Origin of the sequence: Lentzea sp., from assembly GCF_035525475.1 — a bacterium.
Lineage (GTDB): Bacteria > Actinomycetota > Actinomycetes > Mycobacteriales > Pseudonocardiaceae > Lentzea.
This window is the reverse complement of the sequence record NZ_DATLEC010000119.1, coordinates 1-19,062: the sequence shown is the minus strand read 5'-3', so window position 1 is coordinate 19,062 and position 19,062 is coordinate 1. Positions and strand designations below refer to the sequence as shown.

Annotated in this window: 17 protein-coding genes; 5 read left to right on the top strand and 12 right to left on the bottom strand. The window is 70.4% G+C overall.

The features are described 5' to 3' along the window. The 4 genes from VM306_RS20745 to VM306_RS20730 form a co-directional block, all read right to left on the bottom strand. A partial coding sequence (locus VM306_RS20745) for a discoidin domain-containing protein (RefSeq protein ID WP_414672422.1) occupies positions 1-624 on the bottom strand: 624 nt, incomplete at its 3' end. A 164-nt stretch (positions 625-788) separates the two neighbouring features. Then, the gene (locus tag VM306_RS20740; RefSeq protein WP_325517504.1) at positions 789-1,796 is read right to left on the bottom strand and encodes a LacI family DNA-binding transcriptional regulator; all 1,008 of its coding nucleotides are present in this window, start codon (positions 1,794-1,796) and stop codon (positions 789-791) included. Between the two features lie 8 nt (positions 1,797-1,804). Next, entirely contained in the window at positions 1,805-4,156 is a 2,352-nt protein-coding gene (locus VM306_RS20735) for a glycoside hydrolase family 3 C-terminal domain-containing protein (RefSeq protein ID WP_325517502.1), read from the bottom strand. Positions 4,157-4,233: 77 nt separating this feature from the next. Further along, the gene (locus VM306_RS20730) at positions 4,234-5,442 is read right to left on the bottom strand and encodes an ROK family transcriptional regulator (protein WP_325517500.1); all 1,209 of its coding nucleotides are present in this window, start codon (positions 5,440-5,442) and stop codon (positions 4,234-4,236) included. Between the two features lie 203 nt (positions 5,443-5,645). Here VM306_RS20730 and VM306_RS20725 point away from each other — a divergent pair, with 203 nt between their 5' ends. Genes VM306_RS20725 through VM306_RS20700 form a run of 5 tightly spaced genes read left to right on the top strand, consistent with a single transcriptional unit; the run spans position 5,646 to position 11,185 of the window. After that, positions 5,646-7,298, top strand: coding sequence for an ABC transporter substrate-binding protein (locus VM306_RS20725; RefSeq protein ID WP_325517498.1), 1,653 nt, complete (start codon positions 5,646-5,648; stop codon positions 7,296-7,298). After that, positions 7,295-8,323 carry an ABC transporter ATP-binding protein gene (locus tag VM306_RS41280; protein ID WP_349255704.1) on the top strand — a complete coding sequence of 343 codons (1,029 nt, stop codon included), beginning with the start codon at positions 7,295-7,297 and terminating at the stop codon, positions 8,321-8,323. The genes VM306_RS20725 and VM306_RS41280 overlap by 4 nt, the downstream gene beginning before the upstream one ends. Continuing rightward, positions 8,320-9,300: an ABC transporter permease gene (locus VM306_RS20710; RefSeq protein ID WP_325517496.1), complete on the top strand. Its 981-nt coding sequence runs from the start codon at positions 8,320-8,322 to the stop codon at positions 9,298-9,300. The genes VM306_RS41280 and VM306_RS20710 overlap by 4 nt, the downstream gene beginning before the upstream one ends. Then, complete coding sequence (locus VM306_RS20705; protein ID WP_325517494.1) at positions 9,300-10,199, top strand: ABC transporter permease; 900 nt, start codon at positions 9,300-9,302, stop codon at positions 10,197-10,199. The genes VM306_RS20710 and VM306_RS20705 overlap by 1 nt, the downstream gene beginning before the upstream one ends. Beyond that, entirely contained in the window at positions 10,196-11,185 is a 990-nt protein-coding gene (locus tag VM306_RS20700) for an ABC transporter ATP-binding protein (RefSeq protein ID WP_325517490.1), read from the top strand. The genes VM306_RS20705 and VM306_RS20700 overlap by 4 nt, the downstream gene beginning before the upstream one ends. A 46-nt stretch (positions 11,186-11,231) precedes the next feature. Here VM306_RS20700 and VM306_RS20695 read toward each other — a convergent pair whose 3' ends face one another. The 8 genes from VM306_RS20695 to VM306_RS20660 form a co-directional block, all read right to left on the bottom strand. Then, complete coding sequence (locus VM306_RS20695) at positions 11,232-11,777, bottom strand: helix-turn-helix domain-containing protein (protein WP_325517487.1); 546 nt, start codon at positions 11,775-11,777, stop codon at positions 11,232-11,234. A 10-nt stretch (positions 11,778-11,787) separates the two neighbouring features. Further along, the gene (locus tag VM306_RS20690) at positions 11,788-12,729 is read right to left on the bottom strand and encodes an NAD(P)-dependent alcohol dehydrogenase (RefSeq protein ID WP_325517484.1); all 942 of its coding nucleotides are present in this window, start codon (positions 12,727-12,729) and stop codon (positions 11,788-11,790) included. Between the two features lie 71 nt (positions 12,730-12,800). Next, on the bottom strand, positions 12,801-13,358 hold the full coding sequence (locus VM306_RS20685) for an NAD(P)H-dependent oxidoreductase (protein ID WP_325517481.1): 558 nt from the start codon (positions 13,356-13,358) through the stop codon (positions 12,801-12,803). Then, positions 13,355-14,134 (bottom strand): alpha/beta hydrolase, encoded by a 780-nt coding sequence (locus tag VM306_RS20680; protein ID WP_325517478.1) that lies wholly within the window; start codon positions 14,132-14,134, stop codon positions 13,355-13,357. The genes VM306_RS20685 and VM306_RS20680 overlap by 4 nt, the downstream gene beginning before the upstream one ends. Before the next feature lie 11 nt (positions 14,135-14,145). Beyond that, positions 14,146-15,285 (bottom strand): NAD(P)/FAD-dependent oxidoreductase, encoded by a 1,140-nt coding sequence (locus VM306_RS20675; RefSeq protein WP_325517474.1) that lies wholly within the window; start codon positions 15,283-15,285, stop codon positions 14,146-14,148. A gap of 117 nt (positions 15,286-15,402) precedes the next feature. Further along, positions 15,403-16,077 (bottom strand): TetR/AcrR family transcriptional regulator, encoded by a 675-nt coding sequence (locus tag VM306_RS20670; RefSeq protein WP_325517471.1) that lies wholly within the window; start codon positions 16,075-16,077, stop codon positions 15,403-15,405. A 25-nt stretch (positions 16,078-16,102) separates the two neighbouring features. Then, positions 16,103-17,011 carry an oxidoreductase gene (locus VM306_RS20665; RefSeq protein ID WP_325517469.1) on the bottom strand — a complete coding sequence of 303 codons (909 nt, stop codon included), beginning with the start codon at positions 17,009-17,011 and terminating at the stop codon, positions 16,103-16,105. Between the two features lie 164 nt (positions 17,012-17,175). Next, positions 17,176-19,062, bottom strand: a 1,887-nt coding sequence (locus tag VM306_RS20660) for a tetratricopeptide repeat protein (RefSeq protein ID WP_325517467.1), incomplete at its 5' end; no start/stop codon positions are given.

Here is a 19,062-nt window from a genome sequence, read left to right as displayed (position 1 = left end):
CGGCTTGAACAACACGGCATGACGCTGCGGACCGAACTGGTTCGTCCTCATCTGCGCCGAGATCGAGTCCAGCCTCGACTGCATCTCCGCCTGCGACGACCCCGGCCCATAGACGTACACGTTGGGACCGAAATCCGGGTTGCGCGGATCAGTCGACGGAATGCCCGTCGAACCGTCCTCGGTGTTGACGCTCAACTCCCACAACGAATAGCCATAACCGGTACCGCGCTGCGTACCCAGCACCCGCACATACCGGCCCGAACCGCTGACATCGAGCGTCTGCGTACCACCCGCACCGGTCGTGGTCGAGTACACACTGCGCCACGACGCCGAATCCGCGGCATTGTCAGTCACCTGCACCTGAAACGCCCTGCCATACGCGCCCTCCCACGCCAGGGAGACACGACACACCTGCTGCGTGGAACCCAGATCCACCTGAATCCACTGCGGGTCCGAGAACTGCGACGACCACCGCGTACCCGCGTTGCCGTCCACGGCAGCGGACGCAGGAGTGCCGCCGTTCTCGGTGGAGGACGCCGTGGCCGGCTTGTTGAGTGCGACGTTGGTGGCCCCGCACTCGGCGGCGCCGGCCGGGGCTGAGGTGAGTGCGGTTGCCGTGGTCACGAGACACAGGGCCGCGGCCGCTGACGCGACGGCCCTGGACAGGGGAGAGCTCATGATCCTGCCTGACACCTTGGGGCGAGTGAGCCCGAGACGGTGGCGTCCGTGGCACCGGACGCCGGGAGAGCGCTCTCCCGCAGATTAACGCGTGGTGTCGAACAGGTCAATCATGCGGACGCGCGGAGGACGAGTTCCGGTTCGAAGATGACCGACCTCGGGCGCTGCTCGGGGAAGTCCAGGCTGCTCAGCAGCATTTCAGCCATCTTCGCCGCCATCTCCTCGACCGGCTGGCGAATCGTCGTCAGCGGCGGGCGGCACAGCAGGGCGGGCGCGCTGTCGTCGAACCCGACCACGGCCACGTCGCCGGGAACGCGCAGCCCGTGCTCCAGCAGCACGTCCACAGCGCCCTGCGCCATCAGGTCGTTGGCCGCGAACACGCCGTCCACCTCGGGGTACTCGGTGAGCAGCCGCGTCATCGCCGCCTCGCCGCTGGCCGCGGTGAACCCGCCCTCGACGGTCGGGACGTACGGGAACCCGTTGCGCGCCAAGGCTTCCCGAAAGCCGGTGAGCCTGTCCTGGCTGGCGGGCACGTTCAGCGGTCCCGAGATCGCGGCGACGTGCGTGCAGCCGATCTCGACCAGCCGCCCGGCCGCGAGCCTGCCGCCCGCCTGGTGGTCGAGGTCCACGTAGCTGACCGGCATCGGCGTGCCCGGCCGCGCGTAGAGCACGGCGAGGACCCCGGCCTCCAGCAGCTTGGCGGGCAAGGTGTCCGCGGCGTGCGTGGTCACCAGCAACGCTCCGTCCGCGCTGCCCTGCCGCAGGAACTCCACCACCTCGGCCCTGGAGTGGTCGGAGTCCGCGAGCATCAGCACCGGGTGGACACCCCGCGTGCGCAGGAAGTCGACGACGCCAGCGGTGACGCGGCCGAAGAACGGGTCGACGAACACGTCCGATCCCCCGCCCGCACCCGAGATGACCAGCGCCACCGTGCCGGCTCGCCGGGTGACGAGCGAGCGCGCCGCGCGGTTGGGCGTGTACCCGGTCAGCTCGATGGCGTTGCGCACCGTGTCCGCGATCTGCGGGTCGACGTTGCGCGTGCCGTTCACGACGCGCGAGACGGTCGCGCGGGACACGCCGGCGACCCGCGCCACGTCCTCGAGGGTCGCCTTGGTCATGATCCGTTCTACCACGGCCGGAGAGCGTTCTCCGACGTGAGGCGCAGCGGTGTGTCGCCCGCGTTCGGGCCGATGAGCACGGTGAACGCACCCGGCTCGACCACCCACTCCCCCGCCCAGTGGCTGATCGACCGCTCCGGCACCGCGACCAGGGCCTCGACCGCCTCACCCGGCTCCGCGGTGACGGTCGCGAAGCCGGCCAGCCACCGTTCGGGTCTCGTGACGGCGCTGTCCGGCCGCGACAGGTAGACCTGCACGACCTCCCGCCCGCGACGGCCTCCCGTGTTGCGCAGGCGCACCCGGACCACGTCGCGTTCGACTCGCGCTTCCTCGTACTCCCAAGTGGTGTAGCCGAGGCCGTGGCCGAACCAGTACGCGGGCGCGGTGCGGTTCGCGGCCCATGCGCGGTACCCGATGTCGAGTCCTTCGCGGTACGACAGCGATCCCGCCTCCGGCAGGAAGTCCGCGACCGGCACGTCGGCCTCCCGCCCCGGCCACGTCGTCGGCAGCCGCCCGCCCGGCTCCCGGTCACCGAGGAGCACGTCCGCGAGCCCGGTTCCGCCTTCCTGGCCGGGAAACCACGTCACCAGCACGGCGGCGGCGTCCTCGCGCCACGGCAGCAGCACCGGACCACCCGAGTTGACCACGACGACGGTGTTCGGGTTCGCCTCGCACACCGCGCTGACCAGCGCGTCCTGCTCGCCCGGCAACGCGAGGGTGTGCCGGTCGCGCCCTTCGCCCTCGATCGCGTCGGTCGTGCTGACCACGACCACGGCGACGTCGCACCGGCGTGCCGCCTCGACCGCGGCGGCGAGGTCCTCGCTCGGGCACGACGGCGGCGGGTCCGCGGCCAGCATCGAGGCCATTCCGCTGTCCTCGCCCAGGTCTCGCCGGGCGACCAGTTCGACCTCGGTCCCCTCGGTGAGCAGCACCTCCGCGACGTGGTGGGGAGGACGGAGGTGCTTCACGGCCGGGTCGTCGGTGTCGACGGGCTGCACGACGTCGATCACGCGGATTCCGCCGGCGTCGAGGGTGAGCCGGCCGTATCCCGCGACGGCGAGCCGCCACGGACCGGTCGTGGTGACGTGCAGGGTGGTGCTGATCTCGAGGACCTCGGCGCCGGGCACCTCTTCGGTCTCCAGGATCCGGCCGGTGAGGCGGTCCTCGCGGAACAACACCTCGTCGCCGGCGCCGAGCACGCGCACCAGGACCGGAGCCCCCACCGGGGTCGGGCGGTCGTCGATGCGGACGCCGGGCGCGTGCTCGACCTCCGCGACGGCGGAGAGCGCGCTGAGCAACGAACTCTCGGCCGCCGGGTAGAGGCCGGAACTGCCGCCGCCCTGGACGCGCGGGGAGGCGGCGCCGGGGCCGAGCACCGCGATCCGGTCCGCGGGGCCGAGCGGGAGGATCCCGTTGTTGCGCAGGAGGACCGTGCTCGCGGAGACCGCCTCGCGCAGCAGGGCCGTGTCGGCGGTTCGTGCAGGCAGCGACGTGCCCAGGCCGTCCAGCGCCCCGACCCGCGCGGCCAGCCGCAGCAGCCGGAGCACCTTCTCGTCGACCGCGGTCTCCGCCACCTCCCCCGCCTCGACGGCGTCGACCAGGAGATCACCCCACGGGCCCCACGGACCCGGCATCGACAGGTCCTGCCCGGACGACGCCGACGCGACGGTCGAGCGCACCGCTCCCCAGTCCGACACCACCACGCCGTCGAAGCCCCACTCGTCCTTCAGAGGTGTCGTGAGCAGCGGGCTCTCCGACATCGAATGGCCGTTCACGCTGTTGTAGGCCGACATCACCGCCCACGCGCCCGCTCGCACCACCGCCTCGAACGGCGCCAGGTAGAGCTCGCGGAGGGCACGTTCGCCGACCTGCACGTCGTGGGTCAGCCGGTCGGTCTCGGTCTCGTTGGCGACGAAGTGCTTCGGGGCGGCCGCGACACCGCCGGCCTGCACACCCCGCACGTAGGCGACGCCGAGCCGGGCGGTGAGCAGCGGGTCCTCGGAGAAGCACTCGAAGTGCCTGCCGCCGTAGGGCGTGCGGTGCAGGTTCAGCACCGGGGCCAGGAGCACGTCCACGCCCTTGCGCCGGGACTCGGCCGCCAGCAGCCCACCCAGCCGTTCCACCAGCTCCTCGTCCCAGGTCGCGGCCAGCGCTGTCGGCGACGGCAGGGCCAGTGACGTGCGGCGTTCGTCCCAGCCGGGCCCGCGCACACCCGCCGGCCCGTCGGAGAACGTCAGGGCGCGCAGTCCGATGGCCGGCTCCGCGCTGCCGCGCCACACCGAGCCCCCTGCCAGCAGCCGCACCTTGGCTCGCAGGTCGAGCTTGCCGACCAGGCGGGCCAGCTCGTGGTCGTCGGGCACCTGAACCTCCTTGGAGAGCGCTCTCCAAAGAGTCACGGCTCGGCGACACCGCTGTCAATGAGCCGGGAGGTCCCTTCTCACCCGAGACCGCGGACGGAGCGGGGATCCGCGCCCGTCTCCAGCAGCACCGCGAGCGGCAACGTCGCCGCGCCGACCGCCACCGCGTCCGGACCGGTCCGGCCCAGCTCGATGCGCACCTGGCCGAACGGGTGGCGCAGGGCGTGCTCGGCGGTGGCGGCGACGATCTCGTCCAGCTTCCCCGCACCGAGCGCGAGTCCCGCCCACCCGCCGAGGACGACGCGTTCGGGGTTGAAGAGGTTCACGAGGTTCGCGATCCCAGCGCCCAGGTAGCCCACGGACTCCGCCACCACCCGGCGGGCGACGGCCGACCGCGACGACAGCAGGGCGCCCAACGCGGACTGCTCGTCGAGCGCGGACTCCTTGCCGCCCAACGCTTCCCGGTACCGGCCGAGCATGGCCTCCGCACCGGCGTACGCCTCCAGGCACCCGCGTGACCCGCACCGGCACGGCCGGCCGCCGTAGACGATCGTGGTGTGCCCCCACTCCCCCGCGTTGCTGGTCGCTCCGCGCTGCACCACGCCACCGGACACGACGGCGATCCCGACACCGGAACCGACCAGCGCGATCACCGCGTGACGGGCGCCGCGGCCCGCGCCGAACCACATCTCGGCCTGGCCCTGGGTCTTCGCGCCGTTCTCGACGAACAGCGGTGGTTCGACCCCTGCGGAGCGGATCATCTTCTCGAGCGGCACGGCGTCCCAGCCGATGGTCTGCGCGTGCACGACCGCCGAGGTCCCCTGCTCGACCGTGCCGGGCACGCCGACCCCGACGCCGAGCACCGAGGACGCCGCCACGCCCGACGCGGCCAGCACCTCACCGACCCCTGCCGCGATCAGCGCGCTGACCGGCTCCGGCTCCATCGCCGCGAGACGCAGGTCCACAGCGGACAGCTTGGCCATGGCGAGGTCGAACAGCTCGACCTTGATCCCCGTCTCGCCGACGTCGACGCCGATGACGTGCCCGAACACCGGGTTGACCCGCAGCAGCACGCGTGGCCTGCCGCCGTCGGACTCGACCGAGCCGGCCTCGGCCACCAGACCCTCGTCCAGCAGCTCACCGGTGATCGTGCTGGCCGTCGCGGCGCTCAGCCCGGTGCCGGCGCTGAGCTGCTGACGGCTCAGCGGCCCGTCGAGGAAGAGCGCCGAGAGCAGCACCGACCGGTTCTGCCGCCGAAGGTCCCGCACAGTCGCTCGAGCACGCACCATGAGCGCCGAGGTTAGTTCGAGCCTAAAAATAAGCCTCGGTTCGTGACCTCTTCGTTATTGACTTGCCCGCGAGGACAGGCGTCTACTCTACGGCGACCAGAGGGCCACCACGGCCTCACCCGCGATGGCACGCGCGGTCACTTCGCTCAAGCGCTCACTTGATTCTTCTCGCTTTCGTTGGAGAACAAGGAGTTCCCATGAGAATGAGGCGTGTTTGCGCTGCCGTCGCCGCGACCGCCCTGGCCTTCACGGGTGCGTGTTCGGCCACAAATCCCGGTAGTGCGGGCAACTCCGCCGGTGTGCTGAACGTGGGCATGCCGAACGGACCGCAAACGGAGAACAACAACCCCTTCCTCAACTCGTCGGCGTCCTCGTCGCTCGGCTACCGGCGGTTGCTCTTCGAACCGCTCGCCATGGTCAACGAGGTCAAGGTGACAGACCAGCCGAAGCCCTGGCTGGCGACGAAGTTCGCCTGGTCGGACAACTTCCACACGCTGTCGCTCACCATCCGCGACGGCGTCACGTGGTCCGACGGCAAGCCGCTGACGGCCGAAGACGTGGCGTACACCTTCGAGCTGCTCAAGAAGAACCCGGGCCTCAACATCGAAGGCGTCCCGTACCAGGACATCTCGTTCTCCGGCAACGAGGTGACGGTCGGCTTCCCGAAGTCCCAGTTCGTCAACCAGAAGAAGATCCTCGAGCAGTTCGTGGTGCCCAAGCACCAGTGGTCGACCTTCGCCAACCCGACGACCGAGACGCTGAAGGAACCGATCGGCAGCGGCCCGTACACGCTGAAGTCCTTCACGCCGCAGGCCGTCACGCTGGCGATCAGGGACAAGTACTGGCAGGAGCTCCCGAAGGTCAAGGAGCTGCGCTACACCTCCTACAGCGACAACAACGCGCAGACCAACGCGCTCGCCACCGGCGCGGCCGAGTGGAGCTTCACGTTCATCCCCAACTACCAGGCCGCCTACACCAGCAAGGACCCGCAGAACCACAAGCTGTGGTTCCCGCCGGTGCTCGGCGTGCACGGGCTGTGGTTCAACACCAAGAACAAGCCGTGGGACGACCCGGCGTTGCGCCGCGCGGCGAACATGGTGGTCAACCGCGACGACATCTTCAACCAGGGCGAGGCGGGCTACTTCTACCCGAAGGTCGACAACATCACGGGCATCCCCACGCCCGCCGGTGAGTCCTTCATCGCCCCGCAGTTCAAGGACAAGAGGATGACCGTCGACGTCGAGGGCGCGAAGAAGGCGCTGACCGAGGCCGGCTACACCTTCGACGGCACCACGCTGAAGGGCAAGGACGGTCAGCCGGTCACGATCACGCTGACCGTGCCCACCGGCTGGTCGGACTACGTCACCGACCTGGAGATCATCAAGGACAACTTCGCCAAGATCGGCATCGCGGCGACGGTGAACCTGCAGAACGCCGACGCGTGGACCAAGGCGCTCGACACCGGCGACTTCGGCGCCGCGCTGCACTGGACCAACAACGGCCTGACGCTCTACGACATCTATCAGTCCATCATGGACGGTGCGCTGTACAAGCCGATCGGGCAGTCCGGCGTGAACGGCAACTACGGCCGGTACGAGAACCCCGCCGCCACCAAGGCACTGGACGACTTCGCGAACGCCGCCGACGAGTCCGTCCGCAACGCCGCGCTGCAGGAGCTGCAGAAGATCTTCGTCCAGGACATGCCGGTCATCATCACCTCGGCGGCCAACGGCGGTGGCCAGTACAGCACCAAGAACTGGGTGGGCTGGCCGAGCGAGCAGGACCAGTACGCGCCGGTCCAGCCCACGCTGGAGAACGCACTCGACATCGTCATGAAGCTGAGGCCCGCCTCGTGACGGCCGAGGCGGCGCCGGCGGTCTCCAGGCCGGTCTCCACCGAGATCGTCCTGGAGGCCGACGGCCTCACCAAGCACTTCCCCGTCCGGACACCGCTGTCGCGGGCGAAGAAGGCGGTGCACGCGGTCGAGGGGGTGTCGCTCCAGCTGCGCAGGGGCAGCGTCACCGCGCTCGTCGGGGAGTCGGGGTCGGGCAAGTCGACGGTCGCACGGCTGCTCGCCCAGCTGTACCCGTTGTCGTCCGGCGAGATCCGGCTCCACGGCCATCCCGTCGCCGTGCAACGGGGATGGCTGCACGGGCGGCGGTTCCGCGCGTACTGCCGACAGGTCCAGATGATCTTCCAGGACCCGTTCGCCTCCCTCAACCCCGTGCACACCATCCGCTACCACCTGACCAGGGCGCTGACCATCCACGGCAACCGCGGCGACGACCTGGAGACGTCGCTCGCGGACCTGCTGACCCGCGTGCACCTGACACCGGCGGAGCGGTACCTCGACAGGTACCCGCACGAGCTCTCCGGCGGGCAGCGGCAGCGCGTGGCGATCGCGCGGGCGCTGGCCGCGAGCCCCGAGGTGCTGCTCGCCGACGAGCCGGTGTCCATGCTGGACGTCTCGATCCGGCTCGGTGTGCTGAACCTGTTGCGCGACCTGAAGGAGCGGCTGCACCTGTCGATCCTGTACATCACGCACGACATCGCGTCCGCGCGGTACTTCGCGGACGAGACGGTGGTGATGTACGCGGGGCAGGTGGTCGAAGGCGGTGACAGCGAGACCGTCACGCAGCGACCGGCGCACCCGTACACGCAGCTGCTGATCGAGTCGGCACCGGACCCCGACCGGCCGGCGGTGGACGAGAAGGACGGCGGCGCGGGTGAGCCGCCGAGCCTGATCGCCCCGCCGGCGGGGTGCCGGTTCCACCCGCGCTGCCCGTTCGCGATGGACGCCTGCCGCGTGGACCGCCCGCCGCGCTTCGAGCTCGGCGACGGGCACTTCGCGGCGTGCTGGCTGTACCGGGAGGAGCCGTGAGCTACCTCCTCAAGCGGTTCGGCTTCTACCTGCTCACCGCGTGGGCGGCGATCACGATCAACTTCTTCGTGCCGAGGATGATCCCCGGCGACCCGGTGCAGGCGCTGATCACCAAGCAGCGCGGGCAGATGACGAGCGAGGCCGTCAGGTCGTTGTACGTCCTCTTCGGACTGGACAGGAACGAGAGCCTGGCGAGCCAGTACTTCTCCTACCTCGGCCAGCTCTTCCGGGGCGACCTCGGGCTGTCGTTCACGTTCTTCCCCAGCCCGGTGTCGGACGTGATCGGCGACGGGCTGCCGTGGACCGTCGGGCTGGTCGGCGTCACGACCGTCATCGGGTTCCTGCTCGGCACCGCGGCGGGCGCGGTGGTGGGCTGGCGGCGCGGCACGTGGGCGGACTCGTTGATCCCGGTCACGACGTTCGTCTCGTCCATCCCGTACTTCTGGCTGGGCCTGGTGGCCATCGCGCTGCTCACCGGTCCCGGCAGCTTCTTCCCCGCGTCGGGCGCCTACGAGATCGGCCTGGTGCCGAACTGGGACTGGCAGTTCATCGGCAGCTCCGTGCGGCACGCCCTGCTGCCGGGACTGACGATCCTGGTGTCGTCGGTCAGCGGCTGGATCCTCAGCATGCGCAACATGATGGTGACCGTGTCGTCGGACGACTACGTCACCGTCGCGCACGCCAAGGGCCTGTCCGAACGCAGGGTGATGCTCGCCTACGCCGCCCGCAACGCGTTGCTGCCCAACGTGTCGGGCTTCGCCCTGGCGCTCGGGTTCATCGTCGGTGGCACGCTGCTGGTGGAGATCGTGTTCTCCTACCCCGGTCTCGGCCTGCAGCTGTTCCAGGCGGTCGGCGCCAAGGACTACCCGCTCCTGCAGGGCATCTTCCTCATCATCACGCTGTCCGTGCTGCTGGCGAACCTCCTCGCGGACGTCGCCTACCTCGCGCTGGACCCGCGCACCCGCAGGGAGGGTTGATGCGCACCAACCGCAAGGCGCTCACCGGTCTGGTGGCGCTGGGGGTGTTCGCCGTGCTGGCGGTGGCCGGCCCGTGGCTCGCGCCGTTCGACCCGTCGGCGCGCAGCGACGCGCTGTTGCGGCCACCGTCGGCGGAGCACTGGTTCGGCACCACCCACCTGGGCCAGGACATCTTCAGCCAGGTGCTGGTCGGGACCCGCAGCGTCGTGCTGGTCGGCGCGGTCGCGGGTGTCGTCGCGACGGTGCTGTCGGTGCTGATCGGGATCACCGCCGGCTACCTCAGCGGGTCGGCGGCGGAGGGGCTTTCCGCGCTGTCGAACGTGTTCCTGGTGATCCCGGCGCTGCCGTTGATCGTCATCATCACGTCGTCGCTGCCGGAGACCAGCAACCTCACGATCGCGCTGGTGATCGGGCTGACGTCGTGGGCGTGGAACGCACGGGTGCTCCGCGCGCAGACGCTGTCGTTGCGCAGGCGCGACTACGTGGAGGCGGCGCGGGCGAACGGGGAGGCTACGTGGCGCATCGTCCTGTTCGAGATCCTGCCGAACCTGACGGCCGTCATCGCGTCCGGCTTCGTGGGCACGGTGCTGTTCGCGGTCGTCTCCGAGATCACGCTGGCGTTCATCGGCGTCTCCGACGCCGGCGGCTGGAACTGGGGCACGGTGCTGTACTGGGCCCAGTCCCAGCAGGCACTGGCCCAGGGGGCGTGGTGGTGGTTCGTGCCCGCCGGACTCGCGATCGCACTGCTCGGCACGTCGTTGTCGCTGGTCAACTTCGGCATCGACGAGTACGTCAACCCGCGCCTGCGCACCCGTTCCCCGCTGCGCGGTGTGCGGATGCGCGTCGGCTTCACCCCGGTGCTCGCCAAGGATCCGGTGCTGGTCAAGGAGACGTCATGAAGGAACGCATTCTCGAGGTGCGCGGACTGGACGTCGACTACGGCGTCGGCCCCGAGTCGGTGCGCGCGGTGCGCGACGTGGACCTGACGCTGCACCGCGGCGAGGTGCTCGGTCTCGCAGGGGAGTCGGGCAGCGGGAAGTCCACTCTGGCCTACGGGATGACCCGCCTGCTGCCGCCGCCGGGGGTGGTCGCGGGTGGCGAGGTGCTGTACCACCTGGACGACGGCACGACCGTCGACCTGTTGCGGATCCGCGACGCGGACCTGCGGAGGCTGCGGTGGTCGGAGATCGCCATCGTCTTCCAGGGTGCGATCAACTCGCTCAACCCCGTGCAGCGGATCTCCACCCAGCTGGTGGACGTGATCAAGGCGCACTCCCCCGGGACGTCGCCGCGTGCCCGGCAGGACAGGGCGCGCGAACTGCTGGAGCTGGTCGGCATCGCGACCGACCGGCTGCACGGCTACCCGCACCAGCTCTCCGGCGGGATGCGGCAGCGGGTGATGATCGCGATGGCGCTCGCGCTGGAACCGCGGGTGGTGATCATGGACGAGCCGACCACCGCGCTGGACGTGGTGGTGCAGCGGCAGATCCTGCGCACGCTCGTGGAGCTCCGTGAACGCCTGGGGTTCTCGGTCGTGTTCATCACGCACGACCTGTCGCTGCTGGCCGAGTTCTCGGACCGGATCGCGATCATGTACGCGGGCCAGGTCGTCGAGGAGGCGGTGTCGGCTGATCTCTACCGCTCGCCCCTGCACCCCTACAGCGACGGCCTGCTGCGGTCGTTCCCCGCGCTGAAGGGCGAGAAGCGGGAGCTGACGGGCATTCCCGGCTCACCACCCGATCTCCGGATGATGCCGAGCGGCTGCGCGTTCCACCCGCGGTGCCCTCGCGCCATGGACGTCTGCGACAAGCGCGCACCGTTGTTGGGGCAGAGCACGAACAGCCGTTCGGTGGCCTGCTGGCTGCACCCGGTCGCGGTCGGGTGACCGGTCTCCCGCGGGCCGCCGGACGAACGGCGGCCCGCGGTGTCGTTCACCGGCTCGGGGACGGCTTCTCGCCCACCGGGCGAATCCCCTCCAGGGCCAGCGTGGCGAGCCGGGCGGCGTCGTCCGCGTTCCCGGTGGCCAGTGAGACCGCGGTGACCAGCGTCAGCAGGTCGTCGATGCCGACGCCGCCACGGACCGCGTCCGCCTGGTGAGCCAGGCGCATCAGCTCGCCGCCGGCATCGCGCAGCATGACCTCGCACTCGCTCGACGCGGACGTGTGCAGCAGCGACTCGGCCAGACCGCGCGTGGTCGCCCCGTAGACCGCCAGGTCGCGCAACCACTCCACCAGCGCCTGCCCGTGGTCCGCCGCCGTCGCCAGCTCACGGGCCTTGGCGCACAACACCTCGACGCGGTCGTGGAAGACCGCCTCGAGCAACGCCTGCCGGGTCGGGAAGTGCCGGTGCAGCGTGGCGGAGCCGACCCCGGCGTCGCGGGCGATCTTCTCCAGCGAGGCGTCCGCGCCGGACAGCGCGATCTCGGCCTCGGCCGCCGCCAGGATCATCTCGTAGTTGCGCCGCGCGTCCGCTCGCATGTCCCGAACTCTACGGCGCGATCACGTACTTGCCCCGCACCCCACCGGCTTCCAGCAGGCGGTGCACGTCGGCGATCTCCTCCATCGGGAACGCCCGGTCCAGCACCGGCCTGACCGCCCCCGCCTCCACCAGTTCGGTGAGCCGCGCGATGGTGTGCGCGGACGGGTTGTTGCTGAAGGACAGGATCGGGCGTCGCAGGACCCTGCCGAACACCGTCGCGGCGACCGATCTCGCCACGGCGTCGGGAGCGATGGCCAGAGCGACCATGCGGCCGCCGCGGGTCAGCCGCCGCCGGTAGGCCGGCAGGTCCGTGCCCACCAGGTCGACGATCACGTCGAAGGGCTCCAGATCACCGGGCCGGGTCGTCCGGTAGTCCAGCGCGGCGTCCGCACCGAGCTCACGGACCCACTCCAGGTTGCGCTGACCGGCCATCGCCGTGACGTGGGCTCCCAGGTACCGCCCGAGCTGCACGGCGATGCTGCCGACCCCGCCGGTGGCCCCGCGGACGAGCAGCCGTTCCCCAGGACGCAACCGGGCCTTCTCCTCCAGCGCGGTGATCGCGGTGGTGCCGCTGACGGGCATCGCCCCGGCCGTCGCGGGGTCCAGGCCCGCGGGCAGCGCGGCGAGCCGGTCCTGCGGCACGACCACCTGTTCCGCGATGGCACCGAACGTGCCGTGCGGCATCAGACCCCACACCAGGTCCCCGACGCGATACCTGACGCCCGCCCCCACGGCGGCGACCCGTCCGGCGAACTCGTTCCCGGTCCCCTGCGGGAACCTCAGCCGCATCACCCGGCGCAGCTTCCCCGCCCGGATGGCCGTCTCCCCACCGCCGACGCCGGCCGACAGCACCTCGACCAAGACCTGTCCGGGCCCCGCGGTCGGCACCGGGACCTCGCTGACGTGCAGCACTTCGGGGCCGCCGAAGTGGTCGTACTCGACTCTGCGCATAACTGGGGTGTCCCTCCACTTGGAGCTCGATCATAAGCGGAGGGGCACCCCAGTTGTCGAGGGGGACTTCGTCACACGCGCAGGGCGGCCAGGGCGGTGGACCAGGCGACCAGCTGGTCGAGGGTCAGGGTCAGCGCCTGGGTCTGGTGCGGGCCGGGCGTGAAGTCCGTGAAGCCGGTGAAGTCGTGGTGCATGCTGAGCGCGACTTGAGCGGCGACATCGGCCACCTGCAGGGCGCTGACGACCGGCCGCAGGGCTTCGACGGCCCGGACGCCACCGTCGAAACCGTAGGAGACGAACGCTGCTGCCTTGTTGTGCCATTCGGCATTGACGCGGTCGAGTGCGTTCTTGAGCGCTCCTGGGTAGGAGTGGTTGTACTCGGGGGTGACGAAGAGAAAGCCGTCGTACCCGGCGACGGTGGCGGCCCAGTCGAGCGTGTGCTGCAAGGTGTAGCGCCCGGTGGCCGGCGGCAGCGGCTCGTCGAGGTGCGGGAGGTCGACAGCGGCGAGGTCGACCAGTTCGAACGTGGCGTCCTCGCGCCGGCCGGCGTGGTCGAGGACCCACTGCGCGACGGCTTCCCCCCGGCGGCCCGGTCGGGTGCTGGCGAGGACGACGGCGATGGTGATCACGGATGACTCCCGTTCTGGTGCTGTTGAGGAGAATTCGGTGCGGAGGCGGACACGGCTGTGGCCGCCAGGAACTCGTCGATCGCGGCGAAGGTCGCTTCCGGCGCCTCGCGCATCGGCAGGTGTCCGCCGCCGGGAATCAGCACGAAGCGGCCGCGGGGAAAGGCTTCGGCGTAGAGCCGGCCGAACTCCGGTGTGACGACGGTGTCGTTCTCGCCCCACACCAGCAGAGCCGGGATCTGCAGCCCGCGTACCCGATCGAGCAGAGTCGGATCGCTCAACGCGGCGCCGCTGTAAGCGCGGAACGCGGCCATGTTGCCCGGCGGTGGCCCCTGCCTCGCCGCTCCGTCCACAGCGGACGGTGGACCGCTGGGCATCGTCGGCTCGTGCCCAGGCAGTCGCGGACCGATGGAGTCGATCAGGACCAGCCGGCCGATGCGCCGGGCGCGGCCGGAGGCGGCCATCTCGGCAGCGACCCATCCGCCGAACGAAACGCCGATCACCGTCACCTCGTCGAGTTCCTGCCGCGCGAGCAGGTCGAGGTAGGCAGCGGCGAGATCGGCGACGCTGTCCAGTTCCTCCGGCCGGTCGGTGCCGTCCCAGCCGGGGTGGGTCGGGGCCACGACTCGGTGGCCTGCGGCGAGGTGGCCGAGCAGGGTGGTGGTGCTGTCCGGGCCCGCGGCGCCGTGCAGCAGCACCACCGGGTTGCCCTGCCCGGCTTGGCGCGTGGTCACCGTCAGACCGGGTCGTGCTTCCGTGGACGTGTGGAGCGTGGTCATGGCGGCGGTCCTCAGTGGACTTCGGTGCCGAAGGCGGCGAACAGGTCGAGCAGGCTCTGCGGTGCTTTGTCGTCGAAGAGGAGGACCAGGTTCGCGGCGGATTCCCCGGCGATCTCCTCGCTGCGCACGAACAGGTCCTTCTCGTACGCGGCCAGAGCCGCCTCGATGTCACCTGGGTGGGCGGCGATGGCCTTGCCCAGTTCGGAACCGTCGAACATGGCCAGGTTCGCCCCCTCCCCGGCGAACGGCGACATGACGTGCGCCGCGTCGCCCAGCAACGTGACGCCGGGAACCCGCTGCCACCGGTGCCCGACCGGCAGCGCGTTGATGGCGCGAGGGACCAGGGCGCCGTCCGCCTCGGTGATGAGCGCCTTCAGTTCCGGTGCCCAGTCGGCGAACTGCTCCAGCAACACGGCCTTGCCCTTGTCGACGTCAGTCCAGTCAACGCCGTCGATCCAGTCTTCCGCGGTCCGCAGCGCGATGTAGACGTGCAGGCTGCCGTCCGGTTCGCGGTGCGCCAGGAACCCCTTGCCGGGCGCCAGGGCGAACAGCATGCCGCCGCCGACGACCTCGGCAGGGCCGGGATGCCGTGTGTCCGCGTCGGACAGATCGACCTCGATGAACGACATGCCGGTGTACTGCGGCACAGCCTCCGACAGAAGCGGCCGCACCCGCGACCACGCACCGTCCGCACCGACCAGCACGTCAGCGATAACGCTCTTGCCGTCAGCGAAAGACATCTCGTGCCGCCCGTCGCCGACCGGGCGCGCGCCGACGACCTTCTTGCCCCACTTGATGGTGCCCTCGGGCAGCGAGTCGAGCAGGATCTGCCGCAGGCGAGGCCGGTCCACCTCCGGCCGGCCGCCCTCGCCGTGCTCGTCGGACTCCTCCCGCAGGACGGTGTTGTGCCTGTCGAGGATGCGCATCGCCTGGCCGCCGGGGTGGATGATCGCCTGGAACTCGTCGAACAAGCCGGCCTCGCGCAGGGCGACCTGCCCGTTGTGGTCGTGGATGTCGAGCATCCCGCCCTGAGTGCGAGCGGACGGCGACTCCTCCGACTCGTAGATGGTCGACGCGATGCCGTGGACGTGCAGGACCCGGGCCAGGGTCAGTCCGCCCAGGCCCGCTCCGATGATGGTGATGTTGTGCATGGCTCCTCCGAGATTGCTGCGTTTTCGAACATGTTTGTAACGAACGCGTTCGCGACGGCCGCACGACATGAACCCGCGCTGGGTCAAACCAACGGGTAGCGGCTCAGCGGGTGTGGCTCAGCGGGTGTGGCTCAGCCCGTCGATGATCGTCGTGAACGCCCATCGCAGCCGCTGCTCACCGGTGCCGGACATGATCTCGTCGCGAACGCGGACCAGGTGCGGGTAGGTCTCCGAGGTCGCCTCGCTGACCGCGAGGGCGAGGTCTTCCTCCTCGCCGCCCGCCTCCACCGCCTCGTCCCGGCTGCCCTGCTCCGCCGCGGTCGCCGTGGCCTGCTGCAACAGCAGGTCCACGCCCCACGCCGCCTGACGCGACGGCATGCCCCCGGCCAGCAACAGCCGAAGGACCTCGTCGATCAACCGCAGGTAATGCGGCCCGGAAGGACGCAGCAACAGCACCGAGCGCGCCAGGCTCGGATGCGCGAACAACAGCTCGGTGTAGGCGCACATCAGACCGATCAGCTGCTCTCGCCACTCGCTCTGCGCAGTCTCCGGCGACGACAGGTCGGCGACGAGCTCGTCGAGCAGGGCACCGTGCAGCTCGGCGGTGTTGCGCACGTAGACGTACAAGGACGCCGGGCCGGTGTCGAGCTCCGCGGCCAAGCGCCGCATCGTGACCCGCTCCAACCCCTCCTCGCGCATGATGCGCAGCGCCACCGAGACCAACCCGGCCCGGCTCAAGGGCGTCTTCGCGGGTCGATCACGACGGCCGACAGGGGTGCGGCGCGGACTCATAACGCGATCGTAGCGAACATGTTCGTCAGGCGCCAGGCCGGGGTTCCGCGACCAGCGGGAACGTCACCCCGGTGAGCCGCTCCGACGCCTCCCACAGCTGCCGCGCCAGCACCGGGTCACTGGCCGCCGCCGACCGTCCGACCAGCGCAGGATGCCCGTGCAGCTCAAATCGCCCATCAGGACCGACGTAGCCGGCACCCGGCAGATCCTGAGTCGCCGCGTACAACGACGGCAGCGCGCCCTGCGCCTCGGTCTGCGCGAGATAGCGCCCGGCCAAGTGCACGACCTTCACCAGGTGCGCGTTGCGCCCCTTGGTCCCCAGGTTGCTCGCCGTGTAGCCGGGATGCGAGGACAGCGCGCGCACGGACGACCCGACCTCGCGGCAGCGCCGCTCCAGTTCCAGGGTGAACAGCAGGTTCGCCAGCTTCGACCGGCCGTAGGCCTTCACCGGCGTGTAGCCGGACCGGGCGAAGTCGAGGTCGTCGAGATCGAGCACGCCCGCCTTGTGCGCACCAGAGGCCACGGTCACCACACGGTCGGTGATCGAAGGCAGCAACAGGTTGGTCAGAGCGAAGTGGCCGAGGTGGTTGGTGCCGAACTGCAGCTCGAACCCGTCCGCCGTGCGCCCGTGCGGGGTCATCGCCACCCCGGCGTTGTTGACGAGAACGTCGAGGCGACCCTGCCAGCCTCCGGCGAACGCACGCACCGACGCGAGGTTCGCCAGGTCCAGCTCACGGACTTCGGTCGTGCCGGACATGGCAGCCGCCGCCCGCTCACCGGCGGCGACGTCGCGCACCGCGAGCACCGTGCGCGCTCCTGCCGCGGCGAACGCGGCCGCCGTGCCGCGGCCCACGCCGCTGGCCGCGCCGGTCACCACGACGGTGCGCCCGGTCAGGTCGGGAAGGTCATCGGCCGTCCACCGGCGCTTCGTCATGATCGCCAGCTTAAGCGCCCGCCGGGATCGGCGTGGCGGTCGCTCAGTTGCGAGTGCGCACAGTCCCAGGAACCACTGTGAGCTCAGCGACCGGATTGCTACGGCCACGATCCACGCTTGCACAAGGCGCCCTGCGGCGCAGGAGTCGGGGCGCTCCCTGCGAGTCAACTAAATGGGGGTTCTGCCAGGCCATGGCCGCCGGCGCCGCTCAGTTCCGCGACGACTCCGTCGTGCACGAGCAGCGCCAGCCGCAGTTCGTCCTCGAGCACTCCAGGTGCTTCTGCGGCCAGCGCCTGCCACAGTTCCACCGCTTCGGCCGAGTACGGGCTCGCCTCGGCTGCCCGACCTGCCTCACGGAGTACCTCGGCGAAGTTGCGCAGCGTGGTGCCGAGCTGCACACGAACCGCGATGTCGTCGTTCAGCGAACGCAACACGTCCACCGAACGGCGTCCAGCTCCCACGGCCTCGTCCGTGCGCTTGCACTCCGACAGCGCGATGGCCCACATGTCGAGCGCCGTACCCAGTTCCAGGCTGTGCTCATCCCCATGGGCTGTCACGACTTCGAGCAGGGCCACGGCCTGTTCGGCGCGCTGCGCCGCTTCTGGCCACTGCTCCAAGTCGGCGAGTCTGCTTGCGAGGCAGTGCAGTGCGGCGGCGTGGTTGGCCTCGTGCGCTCCAGGCAGTGCGACCGCCAGTTCCTCGTAGTGCCCGACGGATTCCTCCGCGCGAGCCAGCGCCTCGTGCAGCTGCTCCGCATCCGCGAGCAGCACCGCGAAGTTCGCGAGCGCCGCGGCGAGGTCGGACCGATGGGCGTCCGGAAACCGCTTCGTCATGCTTCGGAATGCGGCGACCGCGTGACGCATGGCGTCGACGGCATGGACGATGCGGCCGTTCTCCTGCAATGCGATCGCGTGCGTCATCAACGCGGAGGCGTACTGGCGATCGCTCGTGGCCCGCACGGCGTCCGGCAGCGTGCGGTAGAGGTCCACCGCTTCCTGGGTGATCGTCACGGCCTGCCTGAATTGGCCGCTCGCCGACAGGTGGTTGCCGTACCCCGTCAACGTGTCGGCGAGCAGCCTGCGTTCCTCCGCGGAGTCGGCGTGCTCGCGGCGAAGCTCGACGGCGCGTTCTATCGTTTCCGCCGCCTTCTTCCGCTCTCCCGCCGCATAGAGCTGATGGGCGTACCCCTCGATCGACGTGGCCAGGTCGGTCTCGTACCGTCCGGGTGTGTGCCGCGCCAGCTGGTCGTAGATCCGCACCGACGTCTCGTACCTCGGTAGCGCGAACTCCGGATGTCCTGCCAGGTCCAACCGGAAGGCTTGGCGCGTCAGAGCGGCGGCGAGGTCTCCGATCTCCTTCGCACCGGTCTGCACGTCGAGCGACACGAGTTCGGCTATTCGACCGGCGAGTTCCGCCGCCCACACCGCGAGGGTCTGGCTGTGGTCGGGCACCGCGTCGTAGACCTGTTCGAGCAGCACCAGATCGTCCTCTGCCTCCTCTGCCACGATGGCGAGGGCGCGGTGCAGCGGTTCAGGACGTTCCACGGCGGTCGCCACACCGACTGCGACCGGGGCGAGTCTCGACGGGTTGGCCGTGATCACCTGTTCGAGCAGGCCAGCGACGTGGTGCTGGTGGCTCGCCGACCTGGCCAGCACGTGCAGCGCACCCCGTGACTCCTCTGGATCGGCCGTCGGCAGGAGTTGCTCGAGCAGGGTCGGCTCATCGTCCAGGGCAAGTCCCACGAGGTACTCGCCCACCCGATCCGGTCTCAACGGGCTCCAGAAGCCGCGGTCCGACGGGTGCAGTGCGCCCAGCCAGCTCGCGACCGCGTCGCGTTCGGGAGGCGATGGCCAGCGCAGCCGTCCCAGGATTTCCGCGGCATGGCCACCGTCGCGGGCAACGCACAACGTCGCCGTGGCTACGAGCCTCCGGCGACCGCGCAGCGACAGATCACCCAGCCCCGCCGAGGCGGCCATGCGCTTCCAGAACCGTTCCTCGTGCCGGAGCAGCACCGCCTCGTCCGGCTCGTCGCCGGTTGCCACCGGCCGGAT